General features: G+C 51.2%; 10 protein-coding genes, 1 tRNA gene and 2 rRNA genes. 11 read left to right on the plus strand and 2 right to left on the minus strand.

Features of this window, described 5'->3' with window-relative positions; genetic code table 11:
* Nucleotides 1-151 precede the first annotated feature (151 nt).
* From VK70_RS22580 to VK70_RS22630, 11 genes are all read left to right on the plus strand, one after another.
* Nucleotides 152-3,078, plus strand: a 23S ribosomal RNA gene (locus tag VK70_RS22580).
* Between the two features lie 124 nt (nucleotides 3,079-3,202).
* Nucleotides 3,203-3,319 (plus strand): 5S ribosomal RNA (gene rrf / locus VK70_RS22585).
* Between the two features lie 375 nt (nucleotides 3,320-3,694).
* Nucleotides 3,695-5,152 (plus strand): IMP dehydrogenase, encoded by a 1,458-nt coding sequence (guaB, locus tag VK70_RS22590; RefSeq protein WP_025698738.1) that lies wholly within the window; start codon nucleotides 3,695-3,697, stop codon nucleotides 5,150-5,152.
* A gap of 160 nt (nucleotides 5,153-5,312) precedes the next feature.
* The gene (locus tag VK70_RS22595; RefSeq protein WP_046724500.1) at nucleotides 5,313-6,671 is read left to right on the plus strand and encodes a D-alanyl-D-alanine carboxypeptidase family protein; all 1,359 of its coding nucleotides are present in this window, start codon (nucleotides 5,313-5,315) and stop codon (nucleotides 6,669-6,671) included.
* A gap of 106 nt (nucleotides 6,672-6,777) precedes the next feature.
* Complete coding sequence (gene pdxS / locus VK70_RS22600; RefSeq protein WP_025691812.1) at nucleotides 6,778-7,659, plus strand: pyridoxal 5'-phosphate synthase lyase subunit PdxS; 882 nt, start codon at nucleotides 6,778-6,780, stop codon at nucleotides 7,657-7,659.
* A gap of 19 nt (nucleotides 7,660-7,678) precedes the next feature.
* Nucleotides 7,679-8,263 carry a pyridoxal 5'-phosphate synthase glutaminase subunit PdxT gene (pdxT, locus tag VK70_RS22605; RefSeq protein WP_025698733.1) on the plus strand — a complete coding sequence of 195 codons (585 nt, stop codon included), beginning with the start codon at nucleotides 7,679-7,681 and terminating at the stop codon, nucleotides 8,261-8,263.
* Nucleotides 8,264-8,346: 83 nt separating this feature from the next.
* Nucleotides 8,347-9,636, plus strand: coding sequence for a serine--tRNA ligase (gene serS / locus VK70_RS22610; RefSeq protein WP_025698731.1), 1,290 nt, complete (start codon nucleotides 8,347-8,349; stop codon nucleotides 9,634-9,636).
* A 65-nt stretch (nucleotides 9,637-9,701) separates the two neighbouring features.
* Nucleotides 9,702-9,790, plus strand: a tRNA-Ser gene (locus tag VK70_RS22615).
* A gap of 165 nt (nucleotides 9,791-9,955) precedes the next feature.
* Nucleotides 9,956-10,297 (plus strand): hypothetical protein, encoded by a 342-nt coding sequence (locus tag VK70_RS22620; RefSeq protein ID WP_025698729.1) that lies wholly within the window; start codon nucleotides 9,956-9,958, stop codon nucleotides 10,295-10,297.
* Nucleotides 10,298-10,315: 18 nt separating this feature from the next.
* Entirely contained in the window at nucleotides 10,316-10,468 is a 153-nt protein-coding gene (locus VK70_RS22625) for a small acid-soluble spore protein P (protein ID WP_025698728.1), read from the plus strand.
* 89 nt (nucleotides 10,469-10,557) lie between these two features.
* Nucleotides 10,558-11,649 carry a hypothetical protein gene (locus VK70_RS22630; protein WP_025698726.1) on the plus strand — a complete coding sequence of 364 codons (1,092 nt, stop codon included), beginning with the start codon at nucleotides 10,558-10,560 and terminating at the stop codon, nucleotides 11,647-11,649.
* Nucleotides 11,650-11,727: 78 nt separating this feature from the next.
* Here the strand turns inward: VK70_RS22630 and VK70_RS22635 are convergent, their stop codons facing one another.
* The gene (locus VK70_RS22635; protein ID WP_025698724.1) at nucleotides 11,728-12,306 is read right to left on the minus strand and encodes a GNAT family N-acetyltransferase; all 579 of its coding nucleotides are present in this window, start codon (nucleotides 12,304-12,306) and stop codon (nucleotides 11,728-11,730) included.
* Between the two features lie 6 nt (nucleotides 12,307-12,312).
* Nucleotides 12,313-12,831: a tRNA adenosine(34) deaminase TadA gene (gene tadA / locus VK70_RS22640; RefSeq protein WP_025698723.1), complete on the minus strand. Its 519-nt coding sequence runs from the start codon at nucleotides 12,829-12,831 to the stop codon at nucleotides 12,313-12,315.
* Between the last annotated feature and the right edge of the window lie 253 nt (nucleotides 12,832-13,084).

Here is a 13,084-nt window from a genome sequence, read left to right on the forward strand (position 1 = left end):
AGTTGCTCACTCGTTGCTCAGTTTTGAGAGTTCAATCTCTCAAAAGCAAGAAACTTGATCCTTGAAAACTGGATACCGAAACGAAAATTGCGTTTTAGAACATCTTTTAGCTGAAACTTGTGTCAAACAAGTGAAGTAAGAGTGCTTAGTTGGTTAAGCTACTAAGAGCACACGGAGGATGCCTAGGCGCCAGGAGCCGACGAAGGACGTGGCGAACAACGAAAAGGCCTCGGGGAGCTGTAAGCAAGCTTTGATCCGGGGGTGTCCGAATGGGGAAACCCGGCTGTGGTAATGCACAGTCACTTCCATCTGAATACATAGGGTGGATAGAGGCAGACCAGGGGAACTGAAACATCTAAGTACCCTGAGGAAGAGAAAACAAGAGTGATTCCGTCAGTAGCGGCGAGCGAACGCGGAACAGCCTAAACCGAAGAGCTTGCTCTTCGGGGTTGTGGGACGTCTTACATGGAGTTACAAAGGAATAGGGTAAACGAAGAGGTCTGGAAAGGCCCGCCAGAGAAGGTAACAGCCCTGTAATTGAAATTCGATTCCCTCCAAGACGGATCCCGAGTAGTGCGGGGCACGTGAAACCCCGTATGAATCCGGCAGGACCATCTGCCAAGGCTAAATACTCCCTGGCGACCGATAGTGAAACAGTACCGTGAGGGAAAGGTGAAAAGCACCCCGGAAGGGGAGTGAAACAGTGCCTGAAACCGTGTGCTTACAAGAAGTCAGAGCCCATTTTAGGGGTGATGGCGTGCCTTTTGTAGAATGAACCGGCGAGTTACGTTTAACGTGCAAGGTTAAGGCGAGGAGCCGGAGCCGCAGCGAAAGCGAGTCTGAATAGGGCGCTTAAGTACGTGGGCGTAGACCCGAAACCGGGTGATCTACCCCTGTCCAGGGTGAAGGTGCGGTAACACGCACTGGAGGCCCGAACCCACGAACGTTGAAAAGTTCGGGGATGAGGTGGGGGTAGCGGAGAAATTCCAATCGAACTCGGAGATAGCTGGTTCTCCCCGAAATAGCTTTAGGGCTAGCCTCGGTGAATGAGAGTAATGGAGGTAGAGCACTGATTGGGTGCGGGGCCCGCAAGGGTTACCAAGCTCAGTCAAACTCCGAATGCCATCTACTTGTCGCCGGGAGTCAGACAGTGAGTGCTAAGATCCATTGTCAAAAGGGAAACAGCCCAGACCATCAGCTAAGGTCCCCAAGTGTGTGTTAAGTGGGAAAGGATGTGGAGTTGCACAGACAACCAGGATGTTGGCTTAGAAGCAGCCACCATTGAAAGAGTGCGTAATAGCTCACTGGTCGAGTGACTCTGCGCCGAAAATGTAACGGGGCTAAACACACCACCGAAGCTATGGCTTGATGCTTGCATCAGGGGTAGGGGAGCGTTGTGTATACATTGAAGGTTGACTGTAAGGACAGCTGGAGCGTACACAAGTGAGAATGCCGGTATGAGTAACGAAAAGATCAGTGAGAATCTGATCCGCCGAAAGCCCAAGGTTTCCTGAGGAAGGCTCGTCCGCTCAGGGTAAGTCGGGACCTAAGGCGAGGCCGACAGGCGTAGTCGAAGGACAACAGGTTGATATTCCTGTACCACCATAATCCGTTATGAGCAATGGGGGGACGCAGGAGGGTAGTGACGCGGACTGATGGATGTCCGTCCAAGCAGTGAGGCTGATGCGTAGGCAAATCCGCGCATCGCAAGGCCAGGCTGTGATGGGGAGCGAAAATTGTAGTAGCGAAGGTCATGATCTCACACTGCCAAGAAAAGCCTCTAGCCAGGAGAAGGTGCCCGTACCGCAAACCGACACAGGTAGGCGAGAAGAGAATTCTAAGGCGCGCGGAAGAACTCTCGTTAAGGAACTCGGCAAAATGACCCCGTAACTTCGGGAGAAGGGGTGCCTCGGTAGGGTGAATAGCCCGAGGGGGCCGCAGTGAAAAGGCCCAAGCGACTGTTTAGCAAAAACACAGGTCTGTGCGAAGCCGCAAGGCGAAGTATACGGGCTGACGCCTGCCCGGTGCTGGAAGGTTAAGGGGAGCGGTTAGGGGTAACCCGAAGCTGTGAACCGAAGCCCCAGTAAACGGCGGCCGTAACTATAACGGTCCTAAGGTAGCGAAATTCCTTGTCAGGTAAATTCTGACCCGCACGAATGGCGTAACGACTTGGGCGCTGTCTCAACGAGAGATCCGGTGAAATTTTAATACCTGTGAAGATGCAGGTTACCCGCGACAAGACGGAAAGACCCCATGGAGCTTTACTGCAGCTTGATATTGAACTTGGGTACGATCTGTACAGGATAGGTGGGAGCCTTGGAAGCCGGAGCGCCAGCTTCGGTGGAGGCGCCGTTGGGATACCACCCTGATCGTATCTAGGTTCTAACCTAGTACCCTAAGCGGGTACGGGGACCGTGTCAGGCGGGCAGTTTGACTGGGGCGGTCGCCTCCTAAAGAGTAACGGAGGCGTCCCAAGGTTCCCTCAGAATGGTTGGAAATCATTCGAAGAGTGCAAAGGCAGAAGGGAGCTTGACTGCGAGACCTACAAGTCGAGCAGGGACGAAAGTCGGGCTTAGTGATCCGGTGGTACCGCATGGAAGGGCCATCGCTCAACGGATAAAAGCTACCCTGGGGATAACAGGCTTATCTCCCCCAAGAGTCCACATCGACGGGGAGGTTTGGCACCTCGATGTCGGCTCATCGCATCCTGGGGCTGAAGTAGGTCCCAAGGGTTGGGCTGTTCGCCCATTAAAGCGGTACGCGAGCTGGGTTCAGAACGTCGTGAGACAGTTCGGTCCCTATCTGTCGTGGGCGTAGGAAATTTGAGAGGAGCTGTCCTTAGTACGAGAGGACCGGGATGGACGTACCGCTGGTGCACCAGTTGTTCCGCCAGGAGCATGGCTGGGTAGCTACGTACGGACGGGATAAGCGCTGAAAGCATCTAAGCGTGAAGCCCCCCTCAAGATGAGATTTCCCAATATGTAAGACCCCTTGAAGACGACGAGGTAGATAGGTTGGAGGTGGAAGCACGGCAACGTGTGGAGCTGACCAATACTAATCGGTCGAGGGCTTATCCAAATTCACCCCAAAAAGTGAAGCGGAGGCTTCGAAGAGTATGCCGAATACTTTTCGGGGACCCCGGGCACAGGGGGAAACGCAATGTTTCGTTTCGATCCAGTTTTCAGGCGATTGAGGCCTGCCGTTTGGTGGCGATGGCGGAGGGGTTCCACGCGTACCCATCCCGAACACGACCGTTAAGCCCTCCAGCGCCGATGGTACTTGGACCGAAGGGTCCTGGGAGAGTAGGACGCTGCCAAGCACATGAACCACTGCTGATCCTTCAGCAGTGGTTTTTGTATATTGTATACGCTCTGTGTAAACCCTAAATTCCTATCGCTATAGCAGAAGAATTTGTGCGCTGTTGATGGACAAATGTGTAGGGATTTATTTGTTCCGAGCCCTTTTTTTCAGGAGAATTCTTGCTCATGTTATGTTCTTGACAGTATATAAACCCTTTGCTAAGATGGCAATAATATATTTTTGGGCATGCCGCTCCAACCTACTTTGAAGATAAGAACCATTATACTGCCAGCTCAGAACATCTGTCTTCCATGGATGGACTGAGATGAAGGTTGTTCTTTTTTATAAAGTTTGCGGGCCGTAGAAACAAAGAATACAAGGAGGAATGACTCAGGTGTGGGAAGATAAGTTTGGTAAAGAGGGACTGACTTTTGATGATGTGCTGCTGGTGCCGCGCAAATCGGAAGTGCTGCCCAAGGAAGTTGATCTGTCCACAGTGTTAAGCAAGAATGTAAAGCTGAATATTCCGCTCATCAGCGCCGGTATGGATACGGTCACTGAGGCAGCTATGGCGATTGCCATGGCGCGCGAAGGCGGTATAGGTATTATCCATAAGAATATGTCGATTGAGCAGCAAGCGGAAGAGGTTGACCGCGTTAAGCGTTCTGAGAGCGGCGTTATTACGAATCCTTTTTCACTTACCGCGACTCATATGGTTTCCGATGCTGAACGTCTAATGGGCAAATACCGTATTTCCGGCGTTCCGATTGTGGATGATAACAATAAACTTGTAGGGATTATTACGAATCGGGATTTACGGTTTATTCATGATTTCAATATTCCGATCAGCGAAGTCATGACTAAGGAAAATCTGGTCACTGCTCCTGTCGGCACAACGCTTACGGAGGCTGCGGTTGTACTGCAGCGCCATAAGATTGAGAAGCTTCCGCTTGTTGATGATAACTACATCTTAAAGGGTCTCATTACCATTAAAGATATCGAAAAGGCCATTCAGTTTCCTAACGGTGCGAAGGACGCTCAAGGCCGTCTGCTGGTTGGCGCAGCCATCGGTATTTCTAAAGATACCTTTGAACGGGCTGAAGCGTTGGTTAACGCCGGAGTCGATCTGATTGTCGTCGATTCGGCTCACGGCCATCACATCAATATTATTGAAGCTGTGCGCAAACTGCGTGAGCAGTATCCGGATTTGACGATCGTGGCGGGAAATGTAGCGACCGGCGAGGCTACGCGCGATCTTATCGAAGCGGGGGCTTCCGTAGTAAAAGTTGGTATTGGACCCGGCTCAATCTGTACAACACGGGTTATAGCGGGTATTGGCGTTCCGCAGATTACGGCCATTTACGACTGTGCATCTGTTGCACGTGAGTACGGAGTACCGATTATTGCCGACGGCGGCATCAAATACTCCGGTGAGATTACCAAAGCTATCGCAGCCGGCGCGCATGCCGTTATGCTGGGAAGCCTGTTTGCAGGTACGGAGGAGAGCCCTGGGGAGTCCGAGATTTATCAGGGGCGTAAATTCAAGGTATACCGCGGCATGGGCAGCATGAGCGCCATGAAGCAGGGCAGCAAGGACCGCTATTTCCAGGACGACGACAAAAAGCTCGTACCGGAAGGCATCGAAGGCCGCGTCGCTTTCAAGGGTCCGATGTCCGATACGGTGCATCAATTGATTGGGGGTTTGCGTTCCGGCATGGGTTACTGTGGAACGGGGACGCTCTCCGAACTGCGTAATGACACATCCTTTATCCGGATTACCGGAGCCGGACTTCGTGAAAGCCATCCTCATGATGTGCAGATTACAAAAGAAGCCCCTAACTATTCATTATAAGCGGCACATGATTTAAAATATGAACGGACTGGACGAATTTCGCCTGGTCCGTCTTTTTTTGAAGATACCCCTGTGTTAGAATAGAACAAGCAATTGAGATGATGTTTATAAGGAGAGTTTAAATCCATTGAAGTTCAAGCGTAAATCCAGTGTGAAACAGATGGCAGTGAAGACAGTAACAGCGGGTTTGCTTTTAAATATGCTTGTGTTATCTCCTATTCCAGCGATGGCCGAAAGTGTGCAGACACCAGCTCCAGCAGGGGCGGGTACAGCCACGGGAGCGCCTGCCGCATCGGGAACGGCAGTAACCATTCCTTCTGTCAAGTCGCTCGGTTTGAATTTGAGATCGGCCGTGCTGCTTGAGCCGACAACCGGACAAGTCCTTCTGTCGCTGAATGCGGATGTGCCGCTTCCTCCGGCCAGTATGACGAAGATGATGACGGAATATCTGATCGCCGACGCGGTCAAGAATGGCAAGCTATCCTGGGATCAGAAGGTAACCGTTGATGAAAATGCGGCGAAGCAGATCGGTTCACGTATTTTTTTGGCCCAAGGAGACCAACATACAATTGAAGAACTGTACATAGCCATGGCTGTTGGCTCTGCGAATGATGCCACGGTTGCTCTGGCTAAAACCCTCTCCGGGTCGGAACAGGAATTCGTTAAATTAATGAATGAGACGGCCCAGAAGATGGGGATGAAAACCGCCTATTTTATCAACTCCACCGGACTTAGCCGTGAGGATATGCCGGCCAAATTCCGTCCGGACACGGATAAAGAAACGGTAATGTCGGCGATGGATGCAGCGATTCTTGCCCAGCATATCGTTACTGATCATCCGGATTTCTCAAAATATACGACCATTCAATCCTACAAGTTCCGCGAACGTGATGCGGCGCCAATGATAAACTACAACTGGATGCTCGAAGCGAATAAGAATATCGCCAACTTCAAAGCTTATGCTTATTCAGGCCTTGACGGGCTGAAGACGGGACATACCTCCAGTGCGGGCAACTGTTTTACGGGTACTGCCGTACGGGATGGCATGCGTCTGATCAGCGTAGTCATGGGTGCGAATTCCGAAGCCCATCGCTTTACGGAGACGAGGAAGGTGCTTGATTTCGGATTTAACAATTTTGAAGTCAAGCAGGTGGTGTCAGCCAAAGCGACCGTCGCCGGCAATGAAACGGTCCCCGTTGAGAAGGGCAAGAAGAGTGAAGTGCCGGTAGTGACTGACGCAGGCGCTACTTTCGTCGTTCCCAAGGGAACAGCCTCTCCGCAGATTACGACAACGGTACAGATCAATGACCCGTCGACGTTGGTTGCGCCAATCGCCCAAGGTACGAAGGTGGGGAAAGTAACCTATACTTATAAAGTTAACGGCATAAACCCCCAGCAAAAAACGGTCAATCTGATTACATCCGAGGAAGCGGAGAAAGCTGGATGGTTCACGCTGCTCTTCAGGGCAATTGGAAGCTTTTTCAGTGATATTTTTTCGGGAATTAAAAATTTATTCTAAAATTAACGGATAAGTACTTAATTCCGAGTAAATGGCTTGTATATTTATCCGCCATGCGGTAAAATAAAAAGTTAGATTAAGATAGATTATCGGGAGGCTTGAAGAGATGGAAACAGGAACATCTAGAGTTAAAAGAGGTATGGCCGAAATGCAAAAAGGCGGCGTTATCATGGACGTCATGAATGCGGAGCAGGCAAAAATTGCCGAAGCCGCAGGCGCTGTGGCTGTAATGGCATTGGAGCGTGTACCTTCTGATATTCGTGCGGCAGGCGGCGTAGCTCGTATGGCCGATCCTACCATCGTGGAAGAGGTCATCAAGGTTGTAAGCATTCCCGTTATGGCAAAAGCCCGTATCGGCCACTATGTAGAAGCCAAGGTGCTGGAATCCCTGGGTGTTGACTACCTGGATGAAAGTGAAGTGCTGACGCCGGCGGATGAAGTGTTCCATATTGACAAACGTGAATTCACCGTGCCTTTCGTTTGCGGAGCGAAGGATCTGGGAGAAGCGCTGCGCCGTATCAGCGAAGGCGCGTCCATGATCCGTACCAAGGGCGAGCCGGGAACCGGCAACATCGTGGAAGCGGTGCGTCATATGCGTTATATCAACAGCCAAATCCGCAAGGTTCAAAATTTGTCGAAGGACGAGCTGTATGCCGAAGCCAAAAATCTTGGCGTGTCTTATGACCTGCTGCTTGAAGTTCATGAGCTCGGCAAGCTGCCTGTCGTTAACTTTGCTGCCGGCGGTGTAGCTACTCCGGCCGATGCCGCGCTGATGATGCACCTGGGAGCGGACGGTGTATTCGTAGGCTCCGGTATTTTCAAATCGGACAACCCTGAGAAATTCGCCCGGGCTATTGTTGAGGCGACTACTCACTACACGGATTATAAGCTGATCGCCGAAGTGTCCAAGAACCTTGGTACGGCGATGAAAGGCATTGATATTGCAACTCTGACCGCTGCCGAACGGATGTCGGAGCGCGGCTGGTAATAGAGAGAAGGGCTTTGGAATGAAGATAGGTGTATTGGCGCTTCAGGGCGCCGTAACAGAACATATTACGAGCATCGGCAAGACGGGAGCCGAAGGAACGCCAATCAAGCGGGTTGAGGAGCTAGCCGAGGTAGATGGACTGATCATCCCTGGAGGCGAGAGCACGACCATCGGCAAGCTGATGCGTAAATACGGCTTTATTGAAGCGATTCGCGAGTTTGCAGATAAGGGCAAGCCGGTCTTCGGGACCTGTGCCGGACTTATTGTACTGGCTAAAGAAATTGCGGGCGGAGAGCCGGCGCATCTTGAGCTGATGAACATTACCGTTGCGCGGAATGCCTTTGGAAGACAGCGGGAGAGCTTTGAATGTGATCTGGATGTAAAAGGGATCGAGGAGCCGATTCGGGCGGTATTCATTCGGGCTCCGCTCATCGAGAAGGTGGGCCCGGGCGTAGAGGTGCTGTCAGTCTATAATGGAGAGATTGTTACCGCGCGCGAGGGCAACCTGCTCGTATCTTCTTTTCACCCGGAATTAACGGATGATTACCGGCTTCACCAGTATTTTGCGGATATGGTGCAGACCACCCGGACAGCCGAACAATAGAACTGTATATATAACATCCTGACTCTTTCAAAGCCTTCACCGGCTGCTTGAAAGAGTTAAGGCTGTTTCAGGAGGGAAATGTCGTGTTAGATGTTAAAATATTGCGCACCGATTATGCCAAGGTGGAGCAGGCGCTCGATAAACGGGGCAAATCGCAGGATTTGATCTCCGGATTTCCGGCGCTCGATCTTCGCCGCCGCGAACTGCTGCAGGAGACCGAAAGTCTGAAGAACCGCCGGAACACCGTCTCGGGTGAGGTCGCAAAGCGGAAGAAGAGCGGAGAGCCGGCCGACGAGCTGATCGCCGAAATGCGAAATGTATCCGACCGGATCAAAGAACTGGACGATGAAGTGCGTGACCTGGAAAATCAAATCTCTGAGCTGATGCTGAGCATTCCGAACATTCCCCATGAATCGGTGCCAATCGGCAAATCCGAAGAAGAAAATAAAGAGGTTCGCCGCTGGTCGCAGCCGCGCGAATTCGGGTTTACACCCAAATCTCACTGGGAGCTGGCACAGAACCTGGATATCCTTGATTTTGAGGCCGCTGCGAAGGTGACGGGATCACGTTTCGTTTTTTATAAAGGTCTTGGAGCCCGCTTGGAACGCGCAGTGATTAATTTTATGATGGATCTGCACAGCGGAGAGCATCATTACGAGGAAATGCTGCCGCCGTATATTGTCAATAAGGACAGCCTGTACGGCACGGGACAGCTTCCTAAATTTGAAGAAGACTTGTTCAAGCTGCGCGACACGGAATATTATCTGATTCCAACGGCCGAGGTGCCAGTAACGAATTATTATCGGGAAGAAATTCTGAACGCATCTGACTTACCGAAATATTTTGTCGCTTATAGCTCCTGCTTCCGCTCGGAAGCCGGCTCGGCGGGACGGGATACCCGAGGACTGATCCGCCAGCATCAATTCAATAAGGTAGAGCTGGTTAAGCTGACATCGCCTGAATCCTCGTACGAAGAACTTGAGAAAATGACAGCAGACGCCGAAAGCGTACTTCAACTGCTGGAACTGCCTTATCGTGTGCTTGCGCTCTGTACGGGCGATATGGGCTTTACGGCAGCGAAAACCTACGATCTGGAAGTATGGCTGCCGGAAAGCGGCATGTACCGGGAAATCTCGTCCTGCTCGAACACCGAGGACTTCCAGGCCCGGCGGGCCAATATCCGTTTCCGCAAGGAACCGAAAGCCAAGCTAGAATTCGTGCACACGCTCAACGGCTCAGCTTTGGCGGTAGGGCGCACGGTGGCCGCGATTCTGGAGAATTATCAGCAGGAGGACGGCAGCGTTCTTATTCCGGAGCGACTCCAGCCTTACATGGGCAACATTAAGGTGATCCGGCCAAAAGCAAACCAATAATTGGAGTTGCTTTCGTAGAGGTAAATATGGTACAATCTCTTATGCATGTGATATTTACTGCATATGGAGAGGTACCGAAGCGGTCATAACGGGGCGGTCTTGAAAACCGTTAGAGTGCAAGCTCACATGGGTTCGAATCCCATCCTCTCCGCCATATCCTTATACCTTTGAATAATTGAGAATATAAGCCGTTTCCTTCGGGGGACGGCTTTTTTATATGCAGCGACAGCCCTTGTTAAAGCAGACATGGATGCAGGAAGCAGAGAATAAAAACACATCTTTCTCCGCAATGTATTAGGGAAGGAGGAGGATCACATTTATGGATCAACAACTACAACTGGACCAGCAGCAGCTCGTATCCGCTTGGCAGGAACGTCTTCCCTCTTTTATGGATGACGGGGACAGCTATACCGTACAGGCTGACGAAGGCGATAAGAAGAGCCTGCTTATTCATTTCAACGCTGCGGGACGCCAGAAATATACGCTGGACTTCCGCTGTACGTATGTAGACAGCCGCGAGGTAGCGGTAAACCTGGTTGACGTCGAGCGGGACGGTCTGCATACCGATGAATACACCGATGCCGTGCAGCAGCTGGCACAGCGGTACACGCGGCAGATACACGAGTGCGCCCAAGCGCTGAAGCCCTTGACCAATCACTAATCATAAGGAGGAAGTGACATGAGCAAACCGAAGACGATCCAGGTTCCCGGAACACAAACGCCTGGGGATAGAGAAAAGCAGCGTCATGAACAAGAAGGTCCCGAGCCGCTTTCCGGCTCCAAAAAGGTAAAGCAAGCGAATCACGTCAGTCATAATAATCCGCAAGGATAACATTTTACTGAAAATGGTTTATCTGTGAAAGTAAATCGTTTATCATGAGAAAGGGGGAGTATTTCTTCAATTGGGAGAGGAGAGAAAAAATGTTTAAAAAATGGAGCCTTTCCGCAGCGGCGATGCTGCTGACGGCAGCCGTAGTTCTGCCTGGTTGCGGAAACAAGCAGCAGGAACCAAAGGAAGCGCTGCAGGGCGCTGCCAGCAAGATGGCTACGATGACTTCATATGAAATGAAGAGCAAGGTGGTTATCAACAATCTAACGATCGATGCGCCAACCGCACAATCCGATGCGATGACGACGCAAGTGCTCAGCATGCTCAAGAACGCGGAGATTACGGTCGATGGCGTGTACCAAGCAGATCCGATGCAGACGGAATTGACGCTGGTGCTGAATTTAAAAGGCGATATGGCGATGAGCTTCACTGTTCCGATGGTGATGACGGCGGAGAAGCTGTATGTGAAGATTCCAAGCATTCCGTTCCTTCCTATTCCGGAAAATGTTGTCGGAAAGTTCGTGATGCTTGATCTGAAGAAGCTTGCCGAACAGGAAGGCGCAGAATTTAATCCCGGTATGCTGGATACGCAGAAGACCCAAAAGCTATCCAACGAGGTTTTGAGCGCACTGATGGCGGAATATGACGAGAGCAAGTATTTTAAAGACATCGATGCCAAAGATGCGAATCTTCCAGAAGGCGTTGACGCCAAACAGGTGATCCAGTTCCAGATTACCAATGATAATGTGAAGGAAGCTACGACCATCTTCGTGAATAATGCGCTTCCGAAAATTCTTGATATTCTGTCCAAAGAGGAGTATAAGAACGCGCTCCAGATCGACCAGAAGCAGTTGGATGAAGCCAAGGCTGATCTGCAGAATGGCGAGAAGAAAGCGGAGTTCGACAAAGAACTGGCTAAGCTGGATCAGTATCTGACCATCAATCAGTTCCATTTTAACACCGCGATCAACAAGGATGAATTCCCGGTATATCAAGATCTGACCGTAGACGTCAACGTAAACAATCCGGATGACGGCACGAAGGTAGGGCTGTCGCTGACTGGCAGCACTCAATACAGCAAGATCAACGAGAAGCCGGCATTCAAAATCGGTATCCCGCAAGGCGGCGACGTTATTACCGAGGAAGAGTTGCAGAAACAGTTCAACACACTTGGTTCCAACTAAGTAAGAAGCGCCAAAACCCCCAACAGCCCCGCACAGAGCTCTTACGCTTTGTACGGGGCTGTTTTTACGCTCGAATGGTTACATCGGCCGATCTCCCTCGGAGGTTACCTCGTCCGCCAAAAGGGCGTAGGTCCGGTGATCCTGCCACTGTCCATCAATCTTAAGGAAACGGCGGGCTATCCCTTCCGCCTGAAAGCCGTTCTTCTCCAAGACTCTTCTGGAGGCATCATTATGCAAGAGAATGGCCGCTTGCAGCCGGTGCAGGCCGAGTGCCTGAAAGGCATAGTTCGCCGCTAGGCCGACAGCCCCCGTCATGTAGCCCCGTCCCTGCTGGGCATGATCGATAAAATAGCCAAGATCGGCGAACTGGCCCACCCCGCGCACAATATTGTTGATTGTAATCTGTCCGATCAAACGTTTCTCTTCAGAGGAGTAGATTCCGAACATGTACGCTCTGTCCAGCTCCTCTTCCTCCATACGCTGAAGAATGAGCTGCTTCTGGCCATTCAGTGTAAAGAAGCTTTCTTCCCTCTTTGGCTCGTAGCGGCTGTGGACGACGCGGTTGCGCAAACGCAGTTCCAGCAGGCTCTCCGCGTTCTGAGGCCGGATCGGGGCCAGATAGATGCCGACAGATTGATTGGTTAAAATGAAAGACATTGCCGCTTATTCCTCCCTGACGCTCTTTTGTAGGCGTATCTGCCGCAGACGGCGGAAAAAGGAGGTGAGGAGTTCTGCGCATTCTTCCTGCATGATGCCAGATATGACTTCGGTCTGGTGATTGAACCGCGGTTCCTCCAGCAGATTCATTAATGTGCCTGCGCAGCCCGCCTTGGGATCTGGTGTGCCGTACACGGTGAGCGGAACCCTCGATTGTACGATTGCTCCCGCGCACATCGGACATGGTTCGAGTGTAACGTATAAGGTGCATTCCAGCAGGCGCCAAGAGTTCAGCACTGTGCTAGCTTCCCGAATCGCCACCATTTCCGCATGCGCGGTGGAATCCATTGTTGTTTCGCGCAAATTATACCCTCTTCCGATAATTTCGCCCCGCCGGACGATGACGGCGCCGATCGGAACTTCGCCCAGCGCTTCCGCTTTGCGCGCTTCCGCGATTGCCTCGCTCATCCACCGCTCATGTTCCTCTTGCTGCCCAAGGCATGCTCCGTTGTCGCATTTGTTCAAAGCTTCTCTTCCTTTCCGCTTCAGGCCGGATTGTTCTACGAACGAGCATTCGTTCTTAACAAATTGTGAATAACTCTGTGGAAAACCCGGTTCTTGTCCACAGTTTTATACACATGAGAGATGTTGATTTTGTTTATATGTGTATAACTTGTGGACGGTTTCTATCCTATTGTAGATAAAGAGACGGCGGTTTTCAATATTGGATAAACGGAAAGCTTCATATAAATCCTTTTCAAATGGATGGGCAAAAGGT

This window comes from Paenibacillus durus ATCC 35681 (assembly GCF_000993825.1).
GTDB classification, from domain to species: Bacteria; Bacillota; Bacilli; order Paenibacillales; family Paenibacillaceae; genus Paenibacillus_AQ; species Paenibacillus_AQ durus_B.